The organism is Candidatus Sphingomonas phytovorans (assembly GCA_029202385.1).
Lineage (GTDB): Bacteria > Pseudomonadota > Alphaproteobacteria > Sphingomonadales > Sphingomonadaceae > Sphingomonas > Sphingomonas phytovorans.
Genome location: CP119314.1, coordinates 2,627,020 through 2,647,953, shown reverse-complemented (window position 1 = coordinate 2,647,953; position 20,934 = coordinate 2,627,020). Strand labels below are relative to the sequence as shown.

The 20,934-nt window shown below is 65.7% G+C and carries 19 protein-coding genes; 8 read left to right on the top strand and 11 right to left on the bottom strand.

What is annotated here, in order from left to right:
* The first annotated feature begins 82 nt into the window (after positions 1-82).
* The 3 genes from P0Y59_12085 (at position 83) to P0Y59_12075 (ending at position 3,211) form a co-directional block, all read left to right on the top strand.
* Positions 83-1,354 (top strand): amidohydrolase family protein, encoded by a 1,272-nt coding sequence (locus P0Y59_12085; GenBank protein ID WEK02382.1) that lies wholly within the window; start codon positions 83-85, stop codon positions 1,352-1,354.
* 37 nt (positions 1,355-1,391) lie between these two features.
* Positions 1,392-2,804: a hypothetical protein gene (locus P0Y59_12080; protein ID WEK02381.1), complete on the top strand. Its 1,413-nt coding sequence runs from the start codon at positions 1,392-1,394 to the stop codon at positions 2,802-2,804.
* 62 nt (positions 2,805-2,866) lie between these two features.
* On the top strand, positions 2,867-3,211 hold the full coding sequence (locus P0Y59_12075; GenBank protein ID WEK02380.1) for a hypothetical protein: 345 nt from the start codon (positions 2,867-2,869) through the stop codon (positions 3,209-3,211).
* Between the two features lie 134 nt (positions 3,212-3,345).
* Here P0Y59_12075 and arr read toward each other — a convergent pair whose 3' ends face one another.
* Positions 3,346-3,759, bottom strand: coding sequence for an NAD(+)--rifampin ADP-ribosyltransferase (arr, locus tag P0Y59_12070; protein WEK02379.1), 414 nt, complete (start codon positions 3,757-3,759; stop codon positions 3,346-3,348).
* A 212-nt stretch (positions 3,760-3,971) separates the two neighbouring features.
* Between arr and P0Y59_12065 the strand changes: the two genes are divergently transcribed.
* Positions 3,972-4,634, top strand: a complete 663-nt coding sequence (locus P0Y59_12065; GenBank protein ID WEK02378.1) for a CatB-related O-acetyltransferase — start codon at positions 3,972-3,974, stop codon at positions 4,632-4,634.
* A gap of 128 nt (positions 4,635-4,762) precedes the next feature.
* Here P0Y59_12065 and P0Y59_12060 read toward each other — a convergent pair whose 3' ends face one another.
* From P0Y59_12060 to P0Y59_12045, 4 genes are all read right to left on the bottom strand, one after another.
* The gene (locus P0Y59_12060) at positions 4,763-4,918 is read right to left on the bottom strand and encodes a hypothetical protein (GenBank protein WEK02377.1); all 156 of its coding nucleotides are present in this window, start codon (positions 4,916-4,918) and stop codon (positions 4,763-4,765) included.
* Positions 4,919-4,964: 46 nt separating this feature from the next.
* Positions 4,965-5,420, bottom strand: a complete 456-nt coding sequence (locus tag P0Y59_12055) for a GFA family protein (protein ID WEK02376.1) — start codon at positions 5,418-5,420, stop codon at positions 4,965-4,967.
* A gap of 195 nt (positions 5,421-5,615) precedes the next feature.
* Positions 5,616-6,104 (bottom strand): polymer-forming cytoskeletal protein, encoded by a 489-nt coding sequence (locus P0Y59_12050; GenBank protein WEK02375.1) that lies wholly within the window; start codon positions 6,102-6,104, stop codon positions 5,616-5,618.
* A gap of 81 nt (positions 6,105-6,185) precedes the next feature.
* On the bottom strand, positions 6,186-7,346 hold the full coding sequence (locus P0Y59_12045) for a hypothetical protein (GenBank protein WEK02374.1): 1,161 nt from the start codon (positions 7,344-7,346) through the stop codon (positions 6,186-6,188).
* Between the two features lie 143 nt (positions 7,347-7,489).
* Here P0Y59_12045 and P0Y59_12040 point away from each other — a divergent pair, with 143 nt between their 5' ends.
* From P0Y59_12040 to P0Y59_12025, 4 genes are all read left to right on the top strand, one after another.
* A complete protein-coding gene (locus P0Y59_12040) occupies positions 7,490-10,684 on the top strand; it encodes a cytochrome P450 (protein WEK02373.1) in 3,195 nt (1,064 codons plus the stop codon).
* Between the two features lie 128 nt (positions 10,685-10,812).
* Positions 10,813-12,330, top strand: coding sequence for a wax ester/triacylglycerol synthase family O-acyltransferase (locus P0Y59_12035; GenBank protein WEK02372.1), 1,518 nt, complete (start codon positions 10,813-10,815; stop codon positions 12,328-12,330).
* The gene (locus tag P0Y59_12030; protein WEK02371.1) at positions 12,330-12,680 is read left to right on the top strand and encodes a phasin family protein; all 351 of its coding nucleotides are present in this window, start codon (positions 12,330-12,332) and stop codon (positions 12,678-12,680) included. The genes P0Y59_12035 and P0Y59_12030 overlap by 1 nt, the downstream gene beginning before the upstream one ends.
* A gap of 166 nt (positions 12,681-12,846) precedes the next feature.
* Positions 12,847-13,344 (top strand): hypothetical protein, encoded by a 498-nt coding sequence (locus tag P0Y59_12025; GenBank protein ID WEK02370.1) that lies wholly within the window; start codon positions 12,847-12,849, stop codon positions 13,342-13,344.
* Positions 13,345-13,385: 41 nt separating this feature from the next.
* On the opposite strand, the gene P0Y59_12020 is transcribed toward P0Y59_12025, so the two are convergent.
* The 6 genes from P0Y59_12020 to P0Y59_11995 form a co-directional block, all read right to left on the bottom strand.
* On the bottom strand, positions 13,386-14,174 hold the full coding sequence (locus tag P0Y59_12020; protein WEK02369.1) for an alpha/beta hydrolase: 789 nt from the start codon (positions 14,172-14,174) through the stop codon (positions 13,386-13,388).
* A 52-nt stretch (positions 14,175-14,226) separates the two neighbouring features.
* Complete coding sequence (locus P0Y59_12015) at positions 14,227-14,763, bottom strand: GNAT family N-acetyltransferase (GenBank protein WEK02368.1); 537 nt, start codon at positions 14,761-14,763, stop codon at positions 14,227-14,229.
* On the bottom strand, positions 14,760-15,833 hold the full coding sequence (locus tag P0Y59_12010) for an alpha/beta fold hydrolase (protein ID WEK02367.1): 1,074 nt from the start codon (positions 15,831-15,833) through the stop codon (positions 14,760-14,762). Before P0Y59_12010 ends, P0Y59_12015 begins: the two co-directional genes overlap by 4 nt.
* Before the next feature lie 19 nt (positions 15,834-15,852).
* Complete coding sequence (locus tag P0Y59_12005; protein ID WEK02366.1) at positions 15,853-16,224, bottom strand: poly(R)-hydroxyalkanoic acid synthase subunit PhaE; 372 nt, start codon at positions 16,222-16,224, stop codon at positions 15,853-15,855.
* A gap of 79 nt (positions 16,225-16,303) precedes the next feature.
* Positions 16,304-17,731 carry an efflux transporter outer membrane subunit gene (locus tag P0Y59_12000; GenBank protein WEK02365.1) on the bottom strand — a complete coding sequence of 476 codons (1,428 nt, stop codon included), beginning with the start codon at positions 17,729-17,731 and terminating at the stop codon, positions 16,304-16,306.
* Positions 17,731-20,928, bottom strand: coding sequence for an efflux RND transporter permease subunit (locus P0Y59_11995; GenBank protein WEK02364.1), 3,198 nt, complete (start codon positions 20,926-20,928; stop codon positions 17,731-17,733). The genes P0Y59_12000 and P0Y59_11995 overlap by 1 nt, the downstream gene beginning before the upstream one ends.
* Positions 20,929-20,934 lie beyond the last annotated feature (6 nt).

The following is a 20,934-nucleotide window of genomic DNA, read 5'->3' as shown; positions in this document are numbered from 1 at the left end:
ATTTCGAATCTGCGCTAGTCCGGTGGCGGGTTCGAAAAATGGCCCGTCGCGAGGCGATGGCGGGTCGAACGGGGGGAAAGCCATGCTGAAATATCTGGGCGGTGCGTTGCTGGCGCTGGTCGCAGCGCCAAGCGCGGCGGAGACGGTGGTCGTCACCGCCGATCACCTGGTCGACGTTGCCGCCGGGCGGACCCTAGACAAGCCGGCGGTGGTGATCGTCGATGGCCGGATCACCACGGTCGGTACCCAGGGCGTGGTTGCGATCCCGAAGGATGCGAAGCGGATCGATCTCGCCGGCAAGACCATCCTCCCCGGCCTGATCGACATGCATGTTCATCTCGATTCGGATGCGCGGATCAGCGGTTTCAAGGCGCTCGAATTCACCGACAGCTTCTGGCAGGCGGTGGGTGTCGCCAACGCGAAGGCGATGCTTGAGGCCGGCTTCACCACGGTGCGCAATGTCGGTTCGCGCGGGTATAACGATGTCGGCCTGAAACAGGCGATCGAGCGTGGCTATGTGCCTGGCCCGCGCGTCGTTCCCGCCACTTTCGCGCTCGGCGCGACCGGCGGGCATTGCGACGGGACCGAGGGTCTGCCTCCCAGCTTCGCCGAGGTGCCGACCCCCTCGGTCGCCGACGGGCCGGAGGGCTATCGCAAGCTGGTGCGCAAGGTGCGCAAATATGGCGCCGAGGTGATCAAGATCTGCGCGACCGGTGGCGTGCTGTCGCGTTCCGATGTCGCCGGCGCCCAGCAGATGACCTATGAGGAGATGAAGGCAGTCGCCGACGAGGCGCATATGCTCGGGCTGAAGGTCGCGGCGCATGCCCATGGTACGGCCGGGATCAACGACGCGCTCCGCGCCGGGATCGACACGATCGAGCATGCCAGCCTGGCCGATGCCGAATCCTTCAGGCTGGCGAAGGAACATGGCGCCTGGTTCTCGATGGATATCTATGACGACGACTATATCCTTGCCGAGGGGGCGAAGAACGGCGTCTATCCGGAATCGCTTGAGAAGGAGCGCGCGATCGGCCGCCGCCAGCGCGAGACCTTCCGTGACGCCTACAAAGCTGGCGTGAAGATGGTCTTCGGTACAGACAATGGCGGGGTCTTCCCCGCCGGCCAGAACGGGCTGCAATTCGCCAAGATGGTCGAATGGGGCATGCCGCCGCTCGAGGCGATCCGCGCGGCGACCAGCAATGCCGCCCAGGCGCTTGGGCGCACCGGCGATGTCGGTACGATCGCGGTGGGGCGCTATGGCGACATCGTCGCGGTCGATGGCGATCCGCTGGCCGATGTCCGCCTGCTCGAACATCCGGCGGCCGTCATCAAGGGCGGTCAACGCATCCGCTGATCCGGCAGCGCAGATGGCTTCGGGATATTCAGAAAACGTGACTGTCGGGCGAGGGAGCCCGGTCCGCCTCGCCATCGCTGCCTCGCTTCTCTGTTGCGCCGCGCTGGCGATCTGGTGGCCGGGCGTGGTCGAGTATGACTCGGTCGAGCAGTACAAGCAGGTCCTGAGCGGCACCTATCTCGACTGGCATCCGCCGGCGATGGCGCGGCTCTGGGCGGCGCTGCATCCGTTCGGGCCGGGCGCGACGCCGATGTTCGTGGTCCAGTTCGTCCTGTACTGGCTCGGTCTGGGTCTGCTCGCGGCCGCGCTCGCCCGATCGGACAAGGCGCGCGCTGGCGTGGCGGTGCTCGCCATCGGCGCGCTCCCGCTCTTCGCCGGATGGCAGGCTGCGGTGCTGAAGGACACTCAGATGCTCGGCGCGATCGTCGCCGCTACGGGGCTGGTCGGCTGGTGGCGCTTCGCGGACAGGCGCGTGCCGATCATTGTCATGGCGGCGGTGGGGGCATTGCTCGTGTATGCGATGCTGGTTCGGGCGAACGCCGTCTTCGCGGTCGTGCCGCTGGTCGTGATGCTGGCGCCATGGCCGCTGCGCCTCTGGCAGCGCGGCCTCGCCATTGTCGTGGGCATCCTCATGGTGCTCGCGGTGAGCCCGCCGATCAACCACGGCCTGCTCGGTGCTGACGAGACCAAGGTCACGCGCACCTTGCCGATCTTCGACCTTGCGGGCATCGCCCATTTCTCCGGCAGCGCCGATGTCCTTCTGCCGGCCGAGCACACGCTGATCGAACAGCGCCAGTGCTATCAGCCCTATTTCTGGGATCCGCTTGGCGACGACGATCATTGCGGCAGCATCGCCCGGCGTCTCGAACTGATTCCGCCGCGTGCTCTTACTACCCTGTGGCTCGGGTCGATCGCACATCATCCCATCGCCTATGCCAGGCACCGCCTGGCGCATCTCAATTCGACCGATCGCCTGCTCGTGCCGGCGGGCAGGCCCGATGCGGCCCCGCCCCGCCGGTCGGAACCGAACGGTCTTGGTCTCGGTTCCCCGGGACCGGTCGCGTCGGCGATCGCCTGGTTCGGCGGCTGGCTGGCCGAGACACCGCTCGGCTGGCCGATCGCGTGGATCGTCGTCGCTGCCGTCGGCCTGTGCGTCGCGCTGGCCCGGCCACGGAGCCCCGCGCGCGATCTCGCACTGGCGCTTGCTGTCTCGGCGCTCACGCTTGAGGCGAGCTTCGCCGTGGTGAGCATCGCTTCCGATCTTCGCTATCATCTCTGGCCGATGATGGCGGCGGCGCTGGCGGCAATATTGCTGGCCGCCGAGCGGCGCCCGTCGCGGCGGGCGCTGGTCCTTGGTGGTGCGGTGCTCGCGCTTATCGTAGCGGCCGGGGTCACGGCGCGGATATCGTTGCCGCGAAGTCCGACAAGCTATCAGGGCATGCTGGGCTGAACGATCGAACCTATACGAGCCCGGCACGTTGGAGCGTTTTTTCCGAAAGAAGAGTGCAGCCAATGCCTCACGCCAGCATGATCGTTACCTGCGCGGGGCCGGACAGCCCGCACGCGTTCGACATCGTCCCGCTTCAGCCCCGCAACGGTACGCTCGATGCGATGTGCCCCGTCTGCGTGGGGCATGGGCAATGGAACAGCGAGATCGATCTGGTGAGTTTTCGCTGCACGCGCGTGATCTGCGATCACTGCCTCGGTGCAGGGTGGGTGGAGACGGGGGACGATCCCATCGGCCTTCCCGATATCGAGATGACGCCCGGGGGCTACCCGCAATGGACCACGCGATATGTCTCGGCTCAGGAACTGACGGAACAGGATCTCGATCGCGCCCGGCTGATCGCACCATAGAGCTCTATTCAGCCAGGCCCGAAGCGCCGATCAATTCTTGTACCGCTGCCATCCACCGAGCGAGAGATCGACTGTCCCGTTGAAGCCCTGCCGCTATGCAAACCCACCGGAACATGCCGGATAGCGTTCATGTGTCAGTCGATGATATCCGCGCCCTCCGACCTCAAACGGGCAAGACCGTTTTTCATCTGCTGTAATTGTTCAGGCGGGTGTCCCTCCCACTTCGTAACTTCGGCAATGACGCGCAGTGGATCGCGGGAGCGATAGGAGAGCGTCGGATTGCCGGGAAACTTCTTGTCGGTCAGGTTGGGATCGTCCACGATCGGCCCGGTCGGTTCCACGACGTAAATCCGTTCTCGCGCACCGTTCACGGCAAGCTCGGCGCCCCAGATCGCAGCATCGAGCGTGCCCGCCAGATACACCCAGGATAGCGGCGTGGCTTCGGTAAAGTTGGATTGGTAGCCGACGACGATCAGGTCTCCGGGTTTCAGGTCGGCCCGTGTTCCGTGGAAGAATGATGGTGAAAACATGCTGGCGGAAGCTGACATGGCTCGCGGCTCCTTTGATGCGAATCGAGGGCCGTTTTCATAGGACAAGAGGCGCGGCTTGCGGCAAGCCCCACCATGGGATACACGATAGTAGCGGGAGATGCGGCGAGATCCTGCGACTCACCTTTCAGCGATACGCTCGGGCAGGGCGGCGGATTGACATCGGCCGGCATGGCTTTTGCCTCTCGGCCTAGTGAACAGATATGCCAAGTATGACACCTCGCAAGAAGCATTGGTCCAACGTCGAATATCTTCACGAGACGGTAAAGAATCCGAACATCCATATCCGTGGACGAGGCAGCTATTATAGCGACGCCTGGTCGGGCTCGTTTGAGCAGAGCGTTGTCCGCTATCTCTATGGCGACGAATACAGCGCAGCCACCTGGGTGTCGCAATGGCCTGTCGACCAGCTCCATATCGGCGATCATGTGTGCATCGGTGCTGAGGCGGTCATCCTCATGGGTGGCAACCACACTCACCGCACTGACTGGTTCAGCCTCTACCCCTTTCCCGAAGTCATCCTCGATGCCTATGCTGGCAAGGGAGACACGGTCATCGGAGACGGCGCCTGGATCGGCATGCGTGCCATGATCATGCCCGGCGTCACCATCGGCGAAGGCGCGGTCATTGCCTCCGGTGCGATCGTCACGAAGGATGTCGCGCCCTACATGGTCGTGGCCGGCAATCCCGCTGCTCCAATCCGCCAGCGTTTCCCATCGGAGACGGTCGCTGCCCTCCTCGCCCTGGGCATCTACCAGTGGGAGAAGGCAAAGTTCGATGCATTGAAATCGTTCATCTGCTCGGATGATATCGCGGGGCTCGCTGCCGCGTCGTCAAAATATGATGCCGAGCCGGAAGCGAGGGCCCGCGCGTAGCGGAGGACGGTCGCCGGATCGACCTGATCCGGCTGCCGGCTGCCGGCTGCCGGCAGCGGGTGAGCGTCCGGGTCCGAGATGGCTTCAGGGCAGCGTCTGGCGGGCGGCGTGCCTGAGCGGACGCCCGATCACGCCGGATCGTTCGCAACCCTGGCTTTGACCCTCGCGACGCTGCGTTCGGAAAATTCGGCGAAAAGAGGCCTGGCGCGTTCGATATCCTTCTCGCGGAACGCGGCAATGGCTTCGCGCAGAAGTTGGCGATCGTTCAAGTCGGCGTTGCTCATCTCGACCTCCGGACGACAATAAGGGGACCAGGCGTGGTTCCGACCGCTAAGCCTGCTCGGCAAACTCGGCGAGCAGTTTTCCGAAATCCGCCATCTCCGGAAACTGCGGGTAGCGATGCTTTGCGGGTGTCTTCGCCCAGGGCAGTGCTTCGCTGGTATAGGTCTCCATGAACGGAACGTACCACCCCGCATCGTCGAGCATCGTCGGGCGGACATTGACGAAGCCGACGTCGAACGCGATCCGGGTGAAGACCCAGCTCTTGCACCAGTCGCAATGATGATGCTGCGATTGGTCGCCGTGGAGCCCCCCGATCACGGTGTCGCCCTTCGTCACCGTGAAGCCGTCGGTGGGAATGGCGACGCTGAGCGAATAGGCGCTGGCGCTCATCTTCTGGCAGCCGGTGCAATGGCACGCCATCGTCAGCATCGGCGGCTTGTCGATCCGGATGCGCACCTTGCCGCAGCGGCAGCCACCCTCCATCGGCAGGGTCATCTGGGTCATCGTCGCTCTCCCGTTGCTACTGGACTCGCTCCCTTTGCCACGGGCACAATCGTCGCGACAGGGGAGAAGCTTCATGCCGTTCAGGCACAACCCGCCATCCGCCGTCGACATCGCGAGGGCGTCGATCCGATATCAGGACGCGATGGGCAATATCGACATGTAGGGGGCGGTCGCGCTGACCGCCGCCCATGAGGATCAGGCTGCTTCGCCGCTAGAGCTGACCACGATGATGTCCGGCGCCGGGGCCATCGGCGCATTGCGCTCGAAATTGCGAGTACCCGCATCGGCGGCGATATGCTTCAGGCGGCCGTCGATCGACGCGCCATTCTCGATCGCGATCGTCTCATATTCGACATCGCCGGTGATCCGCGCGGCACGTTCGATGGTGAGCTGGCGCACCGAGACCGATCCTTCGATTGCACCGGCCAGGCGCGCGATGTCCGCCTTGACCGATCCGTTGATCCGGCTGTCCGTGCCCTGCACGATGCTGCCGCAATTCACGTCGCCGTCGATACGGCCGTCGATATGCAGATCTGCCGTCGCCGTCACGTTGCCGACGATGGTGACGTCGGGCCCGAGCACGGAGAACATCCCGCGCTTCCCGCCCGAGGCCTGGGCGGCGGGGGCGGGCGGCAGCGTGACGCCCGGATCGCGGCTATTCCTGTTGTTGTTGAACATCGACATCCGAAAGAAGCCCCCATTCCCGAATCGCACGAATGGCTCAGATAGCTATCATAAGTTACGCTTTTGCTGGAGCTTCGATCGTCAAATCGCGCGTGCCAGAAGGGGATTGTCGTTCGCAGCGGGCTTGAGCAGCGGCCGGGCAAGGAAAAGCGTCGCGACGATCATCGCCACCGCGCCGAGCGCGGCCAGTCCGGCGATGCCGCTCAGATAGCTGAGCAACGCCAGGGTCGAGCCCGCCTGGACCAGGATCGCGATCGTCAGGCTATGCCTGTCGCGGCATATCAGGGCGAGGACCAGCGCCAGCACATCGGCAAGGAAGAAATAGCGCTCATGCATGCGCGGCAGCAGCCCGGCGGTGACGAGTGTCGCCAGCAAGGCGGCGGACAGCAGGGCCTTGTTGTCGAGAATCTGGGTCGAGAAGCGGGCAATATAGGCGGCGGTCCCGCCGATCGCCGCGGCGCAGGCGAGCCCGGACAGCGGCAGGCCAAGCGGCAGCGCCTGCAGGATCGCCCAGATATTCGGCGCGTTGAACGACAGCATCTGGAATGTATCCGCCTGGCGGAGATAGATCGTCGCGAGATCGGCTGCTGGCCAGCCCGCCGCCCAGGCCGGCAGCATCGTCGCGATCGTGACCGCGGGCGCGATGAGCCAGAGCCTCAGCGGCACGCGGCGCTTGATCAGCACCGCCAGAAAGAAAGGCGCGACCAGCACTGCCTGTGCCTTGAACGCCAGCGCGAGCCCGCACCAGGCGAGCATCGCGCTGTGCCGGCGATCCAGCGCGGCGGCGATCCCCATCACGCACGGCGCGGCCCATAGCGCGTCGCACTGGCCGAATAGCGTCGCGTTGAGCAGGATGCTGGGCATCGCGAAGACCAGCGCTGCGGTGCGAAGCGGCTGGGGCGTGTCGAAACGGGTGAGCAGGTGCCGCACCGCGAAGGCCAGCGCCACCGTCCCGGCGATCGACAGCAGCTTGATCAGCGTCATGGCGGGCAGCACGCCGTTGAACAGGCTTAGCGCGGCAAGAAGGTAGAGATAGGGTGGGGCATAGTTGGAAAAGGGCTCGGCGAAGGACGATACCGGGCCGGTCGCGACGATATGGTCGAACCAGGGGAGGAGATACGTCGTCATGTCCGTGGTGACGAGGGGCATCGTCATCCACACCACGGCCACCCAGAGGATGGTCAATGCCGCGGCGAGGGGCAGCGGGATTGATGGCAGGGGCGGGACAGGCTTACGAACCATCATCATGGCCCGATCTTGCCCCGGCGGGTGTTGAGGCCACGTTAAGGAGGGGCCCGCATCGTCCAAGGTTGCGCCCGGCGCTCGGCTGTGTTCCACTGCCGTCCAACGACACGCGCCCTGGAACACAGGGGAAAGGTGGGAGGATGGCGACAGCTGCGGTCGAGCGACCTGTGATTCCGTCGCCACCGGGCCTGCCCGTCGTCGGCCACCTCCACCAGATCGCCCGCGCCGGGCTGATCGGTCACCTGCTCGCCGTCAGCCGCGATTTCCCCCAAGGCATCTTCAAGCTCAAATTCGGCAGCCGCATCGGTCTGTTCGTCACCTCGCCGGACCTTGTCGCCCAACTCTGCGACGAGACTCGCTTCCGCAAGATGCCCGGGCCTGGCCTGCGCGTGGTGCGTAAATTCGCCGGCGACGGGCTGTTCACGGCGTTCAGCGAGGAGCCGAACTGGGGCAAGGCGCACCGCATCCTGCTCCCCGCCTTCAGCCAGCGCGCGATGCGCGGCTATTTCGACATGATGCTTGAGGTGGCCGACCAGCTAGTCGGCAAATGGTCGCGCCTGTCGGGAACTGACGTGCTCGTCGCCGACGACATGACCCGCTTCACGCTCGATTCGATCGCGGTCGCGGGGTTCGGCCACCGCTTCAACAGCTTCGAGAAGGAGGAACTCGACAGCTTCCTGGAGGCGCTCGGCCGGGCGTTGGGCGAATCGCTCAACATGATCACCCGGCTGCCGATCCAGCAGCGCTTCGCCAAAAAGGCGATGCGCCAGTACGAGGCCGACATCGCCGAGATGAACGCGCTGGTCGACGGCATCATCGCCGAACGCCGCCTTCATCCGAACGACGGCAAGGATCTGCTCAACCTGATGCTGAGCGCGGTCGATCCTGAAACGGGCGAGGGCCTCGACGATATCAACATCCGCTATCAGGTGCTCACCTTCCTGATCGCCGGGCACGAGACGACCTCGGGCCTGCTCACCTTCTCGCAGCATCTGCTGCTGCGTCATCCGCATGTGCTGGCCCAGGCCTATGCCGAGGTCGACCGGGTCCTGCCCGGCGACAAGCGCCCTGACTATACCGATATCGTGAAGCTAGAAGTGATCGAGCGCGTCCTGAAGGAGGCGATGCGCCTCTGGCCGACCGCGCCCGCCTTCAGCGTGGCGCCGTTCGAGGATGTCGTGATCGGCGGCAAATGGCACATGCGCAAGGATCGCCCGATCAACGTGTTTTCGCCTGGCCTGCACCGCGATCCCGGCGTCTGGGCCGACCCGGAAGAATTCGACATCGACCGCTGGCTGCCCGAGGCTGAGGCCGCGCGGCACCCCCATGCCTACAAGCCGTTCGGCAATGGCGAGCGCGCGTGCATCGGTCGCCAGTTCGCCATGGTCGAGGCGAAGCTGGCGCTGGCCATGCTGCTCCAGAAATTCGCGATCAGCGATCCCCATGCCTATAAGCTGCGGATCAAGGAAACGCTCTCGATCAAGCCGGACGAGTTCTACATGCGCGTCCGGCTCCGCGCGCCGCACGAGCGGCTGAGCGTCGCTCCTGTCGAGGAGCGGGCAGAGGAAACGCCGGTCGCCTCGGTCTCCGGCACTGGCCAGCGTTTCGCGGTGCTATATGGTTCAAGCCTCGGTACCGCGCGCGACATTGCGGAGGAGATCGCCGAGCGCGCCAATCTCGATGGGTTCGAGACGATCGTCCGGTCGATGGACGAGAGCTTCAAGGGCGGGGCCGCGCCCGAGGACAAGGTGATCGTCATCGTCACTGCCACCTATAACGGCCGCGCGCCCGACACGGCGCTGGCGGTCGAGAAGGCGCTCGACGCCGGGGCCTTTGAGGGTGCCGACTGGAGCGGCGCGCGCTTCGCCGTGCTCGGCATCGGCAACAGCCAATGGCCCAATTACCAGATATTCCCCAAGCGGGTGGATGCCGCGATCGAGGCTGCGGGCGCGACCCGCCTGCTGCCCCGCGCCGAAGCGGACGGGCAGGGCGATTTCGACGGTGCCGTTGCCGGGTTCGTGCGGGATTTGTGGAAGGCGCTGGGCAGCGATGCGGCGCCGAGCGAGTCGGTCTCGACCCTGTCGCTCCAGCCGATCGATACCTCGGTGGCACGTGCGGCCGCCTTGCCGGAGCATGCCCAGCAGCTTGAGATCGCCGGCAATGACGAGATGATCCTGCCCGCCGACGGGCTTTGGGATTTCGCGAAGGAGCCGCCGCGCCCGTCGACCCGTTTCATCCGCATCCGTCTGCCGCAGGGCCAGCATTACCACACTGGTGATCACATCGCCGTCTATGCCCATAACCGCCCCGATCTGGTCGAGCGCGCTATGGACCGGCTCGGCCTCAAGGGCTCGACCCAGTTGCGCGTGGACGGGCAGGGCGGGCGCTTCCGCCACCTGCCGCTCGGCCAGACAGTGACGGTCAGGCAATTGCTGACTGATTTCGTCGAGCTGTCCGATCCGTTGCCCCGGCGTGCTCTAGCGGTGATCGCCGCGCAGACCCGCTGCCCCAACACGAAGCGCGACATGGCGCGGCTGGAGGAGGCGTTCGATGCAGAGGTGGCAGGCAAGCGCCTCACTCTGCTCGACCTGCTCGACCAGCATCCTGCCGCAGAACTCTCGCTCGACTCGCTGGTCGAATTGTCGGCGGCGATCTCCCCGCGATTCTATTCGATCGCGTCCAGCCCGCTGGTGTCGCCCGACGTCGCCGAACTGATCGTCGGCACCATGGCGGCGCCCGCTTGGTCGGGCCTTGGCGAGCATCGCGGTTTCGCCTCCGGTTATATGCAGGGCGTCGCGCCGGGCGATCAGGTGTTCGGCTATGTCCGCCGCCCGAACCCGCCCTTCGCCCCGCCTTCCGATACAGGCGTGCCGATGATCCTGATCGGCCCCGGCACCGGCTTCGCGCCCCTGCGCGGCTTCATCCAGGAACGGGCGGCGCAAAAACGGGCGGGGAAGGAGGTTGCGACAAGCCTGCTCTTCTTCGGCTGCCGTCATCCCGATCATGACTGGTTCTGCCGCGACGAAGTCGACGGCTGGGCGCGGGACGGGGTGATCGATCCCTATCTCGCCTTTTCCGCTGTCGACTCTCATCCGTGGAAGTTCGTTCAGGACGCACTCTGGGCCGAACAGGACCGCGTCTGGGCTGCGCTCAGCGCCGGCGCGCAGATATTCCTGTGCGGTGACGGACGTTTCATGGCGCCGGCGGTGCGTGACACGCTGATCCGCATCCAGATGCAGCAGGCTGGGGACGAGCATGCACAGGGATCGGCATGGCTTGAGGAACTGATCGAGGACGGACGCTTCCACCAGGACGTGTTCGGCTTCGGGAAATAAAGGCCCTCTCCCCTCTGGGGAGAGGGCAGACGAGCGGAGCGAAGTCGGGAGAGGGGCAGTGAGGGAAGGGCGGTTCGACACACTGCCCCTCTCCCCGACCCTCTCCCCGAAGGGGAGAGGGAGTACGCATGCTTCAGCTATCGGGCCAGGATGCCTCGTTCGTCTATCTGGAGACGCCACATACACCGATGCATATCGGTTCGGTCGCGATCTACGATCCCTCCACCGCGCCGGGCGGTTTCGTCCGCTTCAAGGATATCCTCAACTTCATTGGTTCCCGCCTCTCCGGCGCGCGCAGCTTCCGCCAGCGGCTGGTGCGCGTCCCGTTCGATCTCGATCACCCTTACTGGATCGAGGACCCCGAATTCGACATCGAATTCCACGTCCGTCACATCGCGCTGCCCAAGCCCGGTGACTGGCGCCAGCTCTGCATCCAGGTCGCCCGTCTCCACTCGCGCCCGATGGATCTCAACAAGCCGCTCTGGGAATTCACCGTGATCGAGGGGCTCGACAATGTGGAGGGCCTTCCGCCGGGCTGCTTCGCGCTCCTCTCCAAGGTCCATCACGCAGCGGTCGACGGCATGTCCGGCGTCGAGATGTCGACCGCCGTCCACGATCTCGACGCGAGCATGGCGCCGCCCAAGGAGCAGGACCAGTGGAAGCCGGAGCATATGCCCAATGTGGCCGATCTGCTCACCCGCAGCTATTTCAACTCGCTCCGCCAGCCGATGCGCGTGGTCGAGACGATCGGCCGCTCGCTCCCCGGCATGGCCAGGCTCGCGGCAACCGTCAGCAAGGGCGAGGTCAGCCTGTCGAATACGAAGATGGCGCCCAAGACCCGCTTCAACGGCAAGGTCTCGCCCCACCGCGTGTTCGACGCCGTGCCGTTCAGGCTCGCCGACATTCGCGCGATGAAGGATGCCGTGCCCGATGCGACCGTCAACGACGTCATCCTTGCGATCGTCGGCGGCGGCCTGCGCACCTATCTCGAGGACAAGAACGAGCTGCCCAGGGAATCGCTCACCGCGATGGCGCCGATCTCGGTGCGCGGCGAAGGGGAGAAGACGGCGCTCGGCAACCTCGTCTCGGCGATGGTCATCCCGCTCGGCACCCATATCGCCGATCCGCTGGCGCGGCTGAAATATGTCCATGACGAAGCGGTCAATTCAAAGGCGATGACCAACGCCGTCGGCGCGCGCAGCCTCGCCGATTACAGCCAGCTCATTCCCTCGGGCCTCGCCGGTCTCGCCGCGCGGCTCTACACGAGGGTAGGAGCCGCGAACACACATGCACCGGTGTTCAACACGGTCGTCACCAATGTGCCCGGTCCGCGCGTCCCGCTTTATTTCTGCGGCGCGAAGATGCTGGCGAGCTACGGCACCGCGCCGGTGTTCGACTCGATGGGCCTGATCAATCCGGTCTATTCCTATGGCGACACCATCGCGATCTCCTTCACCGCCGACCGGGGCATGATGCCTGACCCCGAAAAATATGCGGCGGCGCTCCAATCGTCGTTTGAAGCGTTGAAGGCAGCGACGCTCGGCGGAACCGAGCCAGTGAAACCCAAAGCCGCGCCCAGGCCAAGGGCCGCGGTCAAACCCAAACCGGCGGCGAAGCCGGCACCTCGCAGGAAAGGAGCAGCATGATGGCCGAGAAAAAGAGCACCACGGAAAAGGTGAAGGACACGATCAACGAGAAGATCGTCGATCCGGCGAAGAAGGCGGGGGAGGCGATGCGCGCCTCGGGCGCCAAGGTCGCCGAAGGCGGCTCGACCGTCAGCATGAAGCTGATCGACCAGGCGGAGAACAATGCCCGCCAGGCCTTTGCCGCGATGCGCGCCGCCGCCGCCGCCAAGGACCTGTCCGAGGTGATGAAGGTGCAGGGCGATTACCTGCGCGACCAGGGCAGCCGCAGCATGAGCCAGGCGCGCGAGATCGGCGAACTGATCATGCAGATCGGCCGCGACGCCGTCGCCCCGCTCAAGGGCGACAAATAACCTTTCGCCCTCTCCCTTGCGCGAGGGAGAGGGCGAAAATATCCGGTCGTCGGCCCGCCTGCGCCTCTCCGAACATGACAATAAGTTCATTTGAACCCGCTTCGGGAGAGGCACATCGTCCCCGCATCCTGCCGCCGGTACCCGGCGGCTTCAGGGGAGAAGAGCGATGTCGCGATGGTCGATTGCAGCCTGTGTCATCACGGGCACCATGCTGCTGGCGGCGGCGCCCGCTTCGGCGCGCAACTATGATTGTTCGAAGGCAGGCAACGCCAACAAGGCGGCGTGCAAGGGCGCGGCGGTTGCCGCGCCCAAGCCAGCGGTGAAGCCGGCGCCCGTAATGGCGGTGAAACCGGCGCCCGTGGCGGCGGCCAGGCCGGCCGCGGTTCCGGCTGCCGCCCGGCACTATGACTGCTCCAAGGCGGGCAATGCCACCAAGGCGGCCTGCCGCGGCGCAACCCCCGTCGCCCCCGTCGTAGCGGCCCGTCCGGCACCGGCCGCTGCGCCGCGCCCGATGCCGGTCTCCCATCCGCAGCCTGTCGCGCGGCCCGCTGCACCCGCGCAGCCGACTGGCCGGATCGTCGCCTGGACGACCAAGACTGGCAAGGTCGTCCATTACGACTGCTCGAAGGCCGGGAATCTCAACAAACAGGCGTGCAAGCAATAACAAGGGAGCCCGGGCCCGTTATCGGGTCCGGGCTTCAGCTTCTACGCATGCCCTGCAAAGGGATAGACAAGCGCTTTCAGCCCGTTCCGCTCGAATGGCCGCCAGTCGTTCTCGGCCTGGGCAAGCCGATCGGCGATTGCGTAGAGTACCGCCGGGTTTACCCCGAGCCCGCAATGGCTGCCATGTACCTCGATATTGTCGGTCTCGGGCCCGCGCGGCTCGATGCAGTTCTGCCACGCGACCACCCCGTCTTCGCGCGAATAGATCGCGGTTGAGGGCACCGGCGGCGGCGCCGCACTTTCGCGGAGCTGGCTGCGCACGTCCGGATCGTCGATCTTCTGCCCGGTCAGCACCTCATAGGCGCGCCAGACATTGGTCGCGCGCGGGGTGCCGGTGAAGGGCGATCCGAGCGAGATGACCTGCCGCACCGCCTCGGGCGCCCGGCGTGAAAGCTGGCGCGCCATCACGCCGCCCAGGCTCCAGCCAACCAGGCTCACCTTCTGGCCGGTCGCCTCGTGGATATCGCACAGCCGCTCGACCAGCTTCTCTCCCTCATAGCCGATCGCCTTGGGGCCAAGGTTGCGGCCGAGGCCCCATTCATGCGCATCATAGCCGAGTGAACCCAGGAAGCGCCGCAGCACCGTGGTCGACCGGTCGCTGGTGACGAAACCCGGCAGGACCATCACCGGATGCCCGTCGCCGCGCGGCGCGGTGGCAAGGATCGGCGCCGCCAGGCCAAGCGAGCCGAATTCGGCAAGCGCGCGCGGCAGCTCGGTAAAGGCGAGAAGCGCTGACGGCGGCCGTATCTCTTCGGCGCTGGGTGCTGTCATTCGGTCATCCTTCCTGTACATGCAGTCTGAACGTGCTGCATTGCGATATGGTTCATTCGTCGATCCCGAACGCCCGGTGCTGCGCTGTAACCCGCGCGACGTCATGGGCCAGGATCGCCAGGTCGTGCGGCCTGCCGTCGCGGTCGCGGACATGGTCCTTCAGCAACGCCTCCGCGCGGAAACCCAGGCTCTCGAACAGCATCACCGATCCGATCTGGTCGGGGGTCATCTGTGCCGTCAGCTTCTCGAGCCCGCGCTCCATCGCGACGGTATAGATCGCCTCGAGCAGGTCGCGGCCGATCCCGCTGCCGCGCTTGCCCGGCGCGACGAGCAGCCGGATCTCGCCGACATGCGCGCTCCAGCCCAGCGGATCGCGTACCAGCGCCGCGGTGCCGACGAATTTTCCTCCATCCTCGGCGACCAGACTGTCGATCCAGCCCTCCTCGATCGCCGACTGCCACGCCTCGACGACGCGGGGATGCTTCAGGTCGCGGCCCAGAAACAGCAGGTCATGCTCGGGCAGGGTGTTGGCGAAGGCGAGCATCGCGTCGCGGTCGCCCGGCGCGAACCGCCTGATGTGATGGCTCATGTCGACCTTTCCCCCAACCACTCGACCAGCCTCGGCCATAGCCGCTTGATCGCGTTGCCCCCGGCGACGAGGCTGACATGGCCGCCCTTCAATGTCACCTGTTCCTTGTCGGCCGATCCGATCTTCTCGATCAGCGGCGCGGACGCAGCGGACGGTACGATGTGATCGTGCTCGGCGGTGACGTGAAGGAAGGGCGCGGTGATCCCGCCCAGGTCGACCGGCCGTCCGCCGACTTCCATCGTGCCGTCGTTAAGCTGATTGTCCCACATCAGCTTCTTGGTCGTCTCGCGGAAATATTCGCCCGCCAGCGGCAGCGTGTCACTCGCCCAGCGATCGAACATGCGGAAGGATTTGACGTACTCGTCGTTCCAGAGATTATCGATCAGCCTGATATTCCCCGCAATCCGCGCGCCGGGGCGCAGCATGTCGAACGCGGTGTAGAGATAATCCGCCGGGCAATTGCCGAACGTATCGACCAGCCGGTCGACATCGAAGAAACGCTTGTCGGCCCAGGCCTGGAACATCTCCATCTTCGAGAAATCGACCGGCGTGGTGAAGGTGACGAGGTTCTTCATCGGCGCGCCCGGGTGCAGCGCCGCCCAGAGCAGGGAGAGCACCCCGCCGAAACAATATCCGACGACGGTGAACTCCTCCTCGCCGGTCTCCCGCTGTACCCGTTCGATCGCCGAGGGGATGAAATCCAGCACATAGTCGTCGAGCTTCAGGCCCTTCTCGTCGGCGCGGGGCGGGCTCCAGTCGAGCATGAACACGTCGAACCCGGCCTTGAGCAGATATTCGACCAGGCTCTGCCCCGGCACCATGTCGAAGATATAGCCGCGATTGGTCGTCGCCATCACCAGCAGCAACGGCACCCGGTAAACCTCGTCGGTCATCGGGCGATAATGGTACAGGTTCATCGTGCCGCGCTGGATCAGCAGATCCTTGGGGCTGGCGCCGAGCACCGGCGCCGGCGAGGCGAAATAATCGAGCCCCTTGAAATTGCGCTGCAACGCGCGGTCGAACGCCGTGCTGGCCTGGGTGAACAGGTCGGGGGCGTTCCGGTCGGCCATGGTCAGCGCCGCGACTCGCTCAAGCCGGCTTCTCCGGCGGCTTGCGGGTGCGCTTCGGCCTTGGCCGCTCCGACGGCGCGATGCCTTGCGTAACGCCTGGGGCTTGGGCCATCAGCAGCGCCTCGATCCGACCGACCGACTCCTCGATCCGCCTGACGCGGGCCGACAGGTCCTCGACCTCGCTGCGGCTCGGCATGTTGGCGGCGGCCAGCGCCTTGTCCATCATCTGGTGCGCGGCTGCCTGGGCGGTCATCGTCGCGCTGCTGGCGCCCTGCATCACGCGGGAGAATTCGCCCGACTTCATCACCTGGCCGCCGAACTGGTTGGCCATCTGCTCCCACTGGCCGAGCATTTCGCGGAAGAACGCGCCGGGGTCGGGTGGGGTCGTCATGCAACCGCCATCCTTTACCGGCTTTAAGCATCCGTCAAGCGAGCCTGCTGCGGAACAGGCCGCAGCATCGCCGCAGCAATCAGTCGGTGGCGCCGCCGCCTGCCGGCTCCGGCCCGGCCGCCGTAGCGTCCAGCGTGGAATCCCCGCCCAGCGCGCGATAGAGCGTGACGAGATTGGTCGCCGCGATGAGCTGGGTCGAGACAAGCTGCCGCCGCGCGGAATAGAGCGATCGCTGCGAATCCAGATTCTGCAGGAAGGTGTCGATGCCGCCACGATACCGCGCATCGGACAAGCGGTAATTGTCGGCCGCGGCGCTGGCCAGCGCCTCGGTCGCGCGCATCTGCTCGGTGATCGTGCCGCGCCGTGCCAGCGCATCGGATACTTCGCGGAACGCGGTCTGGATCGCCTTTTCATAGCCGGCGAGCGCTGCATCGCGCTGCGCCTCGGTCTGGCGCACATTCGCCCGGCCCGCGCCGGCGTTGAAGATCGTGTAGCTGGCATTGGCGCCGGCCGAATAGTTGAACGATCCCCCCTCGAAGAGATTGCCGAGCGAACCGCTCGCCAGCCCGAGTACCGTCGTCAGCGAGATGCGGGGGAACAATGCCGCCCGTGCCGCGCCGATCTGCGCATTGGCGCCGCGAAGCTGATATTCGGCCTGCACCACGTCGGGACGGCGCAGCAATATGCCTGAATCGATCCCCGCCGGCAGCTCGGCGACTGTCTTGCCGGCTTCCTCGATCGATCCGGGCAGCAGGCCGGGATCGATCGGCGCGCCGACCAGCAATTGCAGCGCGTTGATATCCTGCGCGACCCTTGTCGTCTGCTGCGCGAGGTCGGATTGCGCGGTGGCCAGCACCGTTTCCGCCTGGCGCAGGTCGGTGCGCGGCGCGATACCGCCTTCCAGCCGGGCCCGGGTCAGCGTGACGCTCTTCTCGGCACTCGCGGCGGTGTCCTGCGCGATCGCCTGCAGGCTCCTGTCCGTGCCATAGGTCAGCCAGGCGGTGGCGATATCGCCGACCAATGTCAGGCGCGTCGCCCGCGCCGCCGCTTCGGTCGCGAAATAGCTGTTCTGCGCCGCGGTGCTGAGCGACCGGATACGGCCGAACAGGTCGAGCTCGAACGCGGTGATGCCGCCATCGACCGAGAAATTGCTGCGCTCGCCATTGCCGTTCCCAGTGTCGGCATGGGTCGCTCCCGCCGATACGCCGAGTGCCGGGAACAGTGCCGAGCGCTGGATGCGATATTGCGCCCGTGCGGCGGCGATGTTTGCCGCGGCGACGCGCAGGTCGCGATTGTTGGTCAGCGCCTGCTCGATGAGCGCCTGCAGCCGCGTGTCGCGGAAGATGTCGCGATAGGTGACGGCGGGCAGCGCCGCCTCGCTTTGCTTCAGATAGGCATCGCCGGCCGGCCAGGACGTCGGCACCGGCACGTCGGGGCGGACATATTTGGGCGCCATCGAACAGGCGCCGAGCGATGTCGCTGCGAGCAATAGGGTCAGGTGGCGCATCACGCGATCCCCTCTTCGGCCTGCACCGGCTGGGCAGGGGGCGAGGGATGCTCGTGGTGCAAATGCGCCAGCACGTTGCGGGTGCCCCGGCGAACCAGCACGAAGAACAGCGGGATGTAGAAGATCGCGAGGATCGTCGCGGTCAGCATCCCGCCGATCACCGCCGTACCGATCGCGACTCGGCTGTTCGCGCCCGCGCCGGTCGACACGGCGAGCGGCAGCACGCCGAAGATGAAGGCGAAGCTGGTCATCAGGATCGGGCGGAGACGGATTCGGGCCGCCTCCAGCGCCGCCTCGATCACGCGCTTGCCCTGCTTCTCGGCCTGTTCGGCGAACTCGATCATCAGGATCGCGTTCTTCGCGGCCAGCCCCATCGTCGTCAGCAGGCCGATCTGGAGGTACACGTCGTTCTCCAGCCCGCGTAACGTCACCGCGAAGATCGCGCCGACCAGCCCGAGCGGGATGACGAGCAGCACCGCGATCGGGATCGACCAGCTCTCGTACAGCGCGGCGAGGCACAGGAACACGACGAGCAGCGACAGCGCATAGAGATACGGGGCCTGGCCCGAGGAGAGGCGCTCCTGGAAGGACAGGCCGGCCCAGGCGACGCTGGTGCCGGGATATTGCGCGGCGAGCTGCTCCATCCGGTTCATCGCCTCGCCCGAGCTGACGCCCGGCGCGGCCTGGCCCTGCAGCTCATAGGCCGAGAAGCCGCCGAACCGGCTGAGCGACGAGGGCGCCGTGCCCCAGGAAACGTTGGCGAAGGACGAGAAAGGCGCCATGTCGCCGGTCGATCCGCGGACGAACCAGGAGCCGATATCGTCCGGCGCTGCGCGGAACGGCGCATCGCCCTGGACATAGACACGCTTCACGCGGCCGCGATCGTTGAAGTCGTTGACGTACCGGCCGCCCCAGGCGGTCGACAGCGTCGCATTCACGTCGGCCTGGTTCAGGCCGAGCGTGCTAAGCTTCTGCGCATCGACATCGACCTTAAGCGTCGGCTGGTCCTGCAGGTCGGTCGGGCGCACCGCCTGGAGTGTCGGGTCGGCACGCGCCGCGGCGAGCAGCTTGTCACGCGCTACCTTGAACTCCTCGCGGCTCAGCCCGCCGGTATTCTGGAATTCCATCTGGAAGCCGGCGGACTGGCCGAGCCCGCGCACGGCCGACGGCACGGTCGAATAGAATTCGACGTCGCGCAGGCCGCCCAGCGCGGCGGTCGCCCGCCGCGCGATCGCGTCGGCGCCGTTCTTCTCGCCCTTGCGTTCCGACCAGTCCTTCAGCGCGACGAAGCCGCGGCCGGTATTCTGGCCGCCGCCGCCGCCGCCCGCGACCGTCATGATCGCGTCGGTATCCTTGCCCTCGGTCTTGAGGAAATATTTCTCGATCTCGCGCTGCGCCTGCTGGGTCTTGCCGATCGTCGCGCCGGGGGCGAGGTTGAACTGGATGCTGGTCGTGCCCTGGTCCTCGGTCGGCAGGAAGCCGGTCGGCAGCCTGACGAACAGGATCACCAGGATCGCGACGGTGATGGCATAGATGATCAGGAACAGGGCCTTGCGATCGACCACCTTGGAGACGGTGTTGGTATAGCGCTCGACCATGCGTTCGAAGCTGGTGTTGAACCAGGTCTTGGCCCCTTCCATCCGGTGCTGGATCCACCGGATCGATTCATGCCTGCTCTCGCTTTCCTCTTCCTTGCGCCTGAGCATGGTCGCGGTCAGCGCCGGTGTAAGCACCAGCGCGACCACCACCGACAGCACCATCGCCGAGACGATCGTGATGGAGAATTGCCGGTAGATCACGCCGGTAGATCCGCCGAAGAACGCCATCGGCAGGAACACCGCCGACAACACCAGGGCGATGGCGATCAGCGCGACGGTGATCTCGTTCATCGACTCGATCGTCGCGTCGCGCGGGCTCATGCCCGGATTCTCTTCCATCAGGCGCTCGACATTCTCGACGACGACGATGGCGTCGTCGACGAGCAGGCCGATCGCCAGCACCAGGCCGAACATGGTCAGCGTGTTGATGGTGAAGCCGGCCACCGCGAAGATGGCGAAGGTGCCGAGCAGCACGACAGGCACCGCGATCGTGGGGATCAGGGTCGCCCGCCAGTTCTGCAGGAAGATGAACATGACGATGACGACCAGGATGATCGCCTCGATCAGCGTCCACACCACTTCCTCGACCGACAGCTTGATGAAGCCGGTCACGTCCTGCGGATAGTCGTAGGCGAAGCCCTTGGGGAATTTCTTCGCCTGTGCCTCGATCTCGGCCTTGACCAGCTCGGCGGTCTTCAGCGCGTCGGCATTGGGCGCCAGGCTGATGGCGATGCCCGCGCCGGGATGGCCGTTGATCCGGCTGACGACGCCGTAATTCTCCGCGCCCAGCTCGACCCGCGCGACATCGGAGAGATGGACGGTCGATCCGTCGCGCTGGGTCTTCACCACGATGTTGGCGAATTGCGCCGGCGTCGACAACCGGCTCTGCGCCGTCACCGTCGCGTTCAGCGCCTGGTCTGGGCTGTTGGGCACGCCGCCCACTTCGCCCGCCGCGACTTCGGCGTTCTGCGCCTGGATCGCGGTGATGATGTCGCTCGGCATCAGGCTGAAGCTCGCCAGCCGGTCGGGGTTGAGCCACACGCGCATCGCATATTGCGATCCGAACACGTTGACGTCGCCCACGCCCTCCAGGCGGCCGATCGGCTCCTGCAGGGTGGAGACCATATAGTCCGACACGTCCTGGTTGGTGCGCGTGTCGGTCGTGTCGTAGATCGCCGCGACCATCAGGAAGTCCGGGTTGGACTTGGTGACGGTCAGGCCCTGCTGCTGTACCTGGGCGGGCAGGCGGGGCAGCGCCTGCTGCACCCGGTTCTGCACCTGCACCTGCGCGATGTCGGGGTCGATGCCCTTGGCGAAGGTCGCGCTGATGTTCACGCCGCCGCGCGAGTTGGAATTGGAACTGAAATAGAGCAGCCCGTCGATTCCGGTAAGCTGCTGTTCGATCACCTGGGTCACGCTGTTTTCCAGCGTTTCCGACGACGCGCCGGGATAATTGGCGCGGATGTTGACGTTCGGCGGCGCCACGTCGGGAAACTGCTCGATCGGCAGTGTCAGGATCGCGCCGGCGCCGGCCAGCATGATGATGATGGCGACGACCCAGGCAAAGATCGGCCGGTCGATGAAGATGCGCGAAATCACCGGCCG

Excerpts from the sequence above, each read along its gene's own strand:
- P0Y59_12085 (WEK02382.1), top strand. The coding sequence starts at position 83 with ATGCTGAAATATCTGGGCGGTGCGTTGCTGGCGCTGGTCGCAGCGCCA.
- P0Y59_12075 (WEK02380.1), top strand. The coding sequence starts at position 2,867 with ATGCCTCACGCCAGCATGATCGTTACCTGCGCGGGGCCGGACAGCCCG.
- arr (WEK02379.1), bottom strand. The coding sequence starts at position 3,759 with ATGTCAGCTTCCGCCAGCATGTTTTCACCATCATTCTTCCACGGAACA.
- P0Y59_12065 (WEK02378.1), top strand. The coding sequence starts at position 3,972 with ATGACACCTCGCAAGAAGCATTGGTCCAACGTCGAATATCTTCACGAG.
- P0Y59_12060 (WEK02377.1), bottom strand. The coding sequence starts at position 4,918 with ATGAGCAACGCCGACTTGAACGATCGCCAACTTCTGCGCGAAGCCATT.
- P0Y59_12055 (WEK02376.1), bottom strand. The coding sequence starts at position 5,420 with ATGACCCAGATGACCCTGCCGATGGAGGGTGGCTGCCGCTGCGGCAAG.
- P0Y59_12050 (WEK02375.1), bottom strand. The coding sequence starts at position 6,104 with ATGTCGATGTTCAACAACAACAGGAATAGCCGCGATCCGGGCGTCACG.
- P0Y59_12045 (WEK02374.1), bottom strand. The coding sequence starts at position 7,346 with ATGGTTCGTAAGCCTGTCCCGCCCCTGCCATCAATCCCGCTGCCCCTC.
- P0Y59_12040 (WEK02373.1), top strand. The coding sequence starts at position 7,490 with ATGGCGACAGCTGCGGTCGAGCGACCTGTGATTCCGTCGCCACCGGGC.
- P0Y59_12035 (WEK02372.1), top strand. The coding sequence starts at position 10,813 with ATGCTTCAGCTATCGGGCCAGGATGCCTCGTTCGTCTATCTGGAGACG.
- P0Y59_12030 (WEK02371.1), top strand. The coding sequence starts at position 12,330 with ATGGCCGAGAAAAAGAGCACCACGGAAAAGGTGAAGGACACGATCAAC.
- P0Y59_12025 (WEK02370.1), top strand. The coding sequence starts at position 12,847 with ATGTCGCGATGGTCGATTGCAGCCTGTGTCATCACGGGCACCATGCTG.
- P0Y59_12020 (WEK02369.1), bottom strand. The coding sequence starts at position 14,174 with ATGACAGCACCCAGCGCCGAAGAGATACGGCCGCCGTCAGCGCTTCTC.
- P0Y59_12015 (WEK02368.1), bottom strand. The coding sequence starts at position 14,763 with ATGAGCCATCACATCAGGCGGTTCGCGCCGGGCGACCGCGACGCGATG.
- P0Y59_12010 (WEK02367.1), bottom strand. The coding sequence starts at position 15,833 with ATGGCCGACCGGAACGCCCCCGACCTGTTCACCCAGGCCAGCACGGCG.
- P0Y59_12005 (WEK02366.1), bottom strand. The coding sequence starts at position 16,224 with ATGACGACCCCACCCGACCCCGGCGCGTTCTTCCGCGAAATGCTCGGC.
- P0Y59_12000 (WEK02365.1), bottom strand. The coding sequence starts at position 17,731 with ATGCGCCACCTGACCCTATTGCTCGCAGCGACATCGCTCGGCGCCTGT.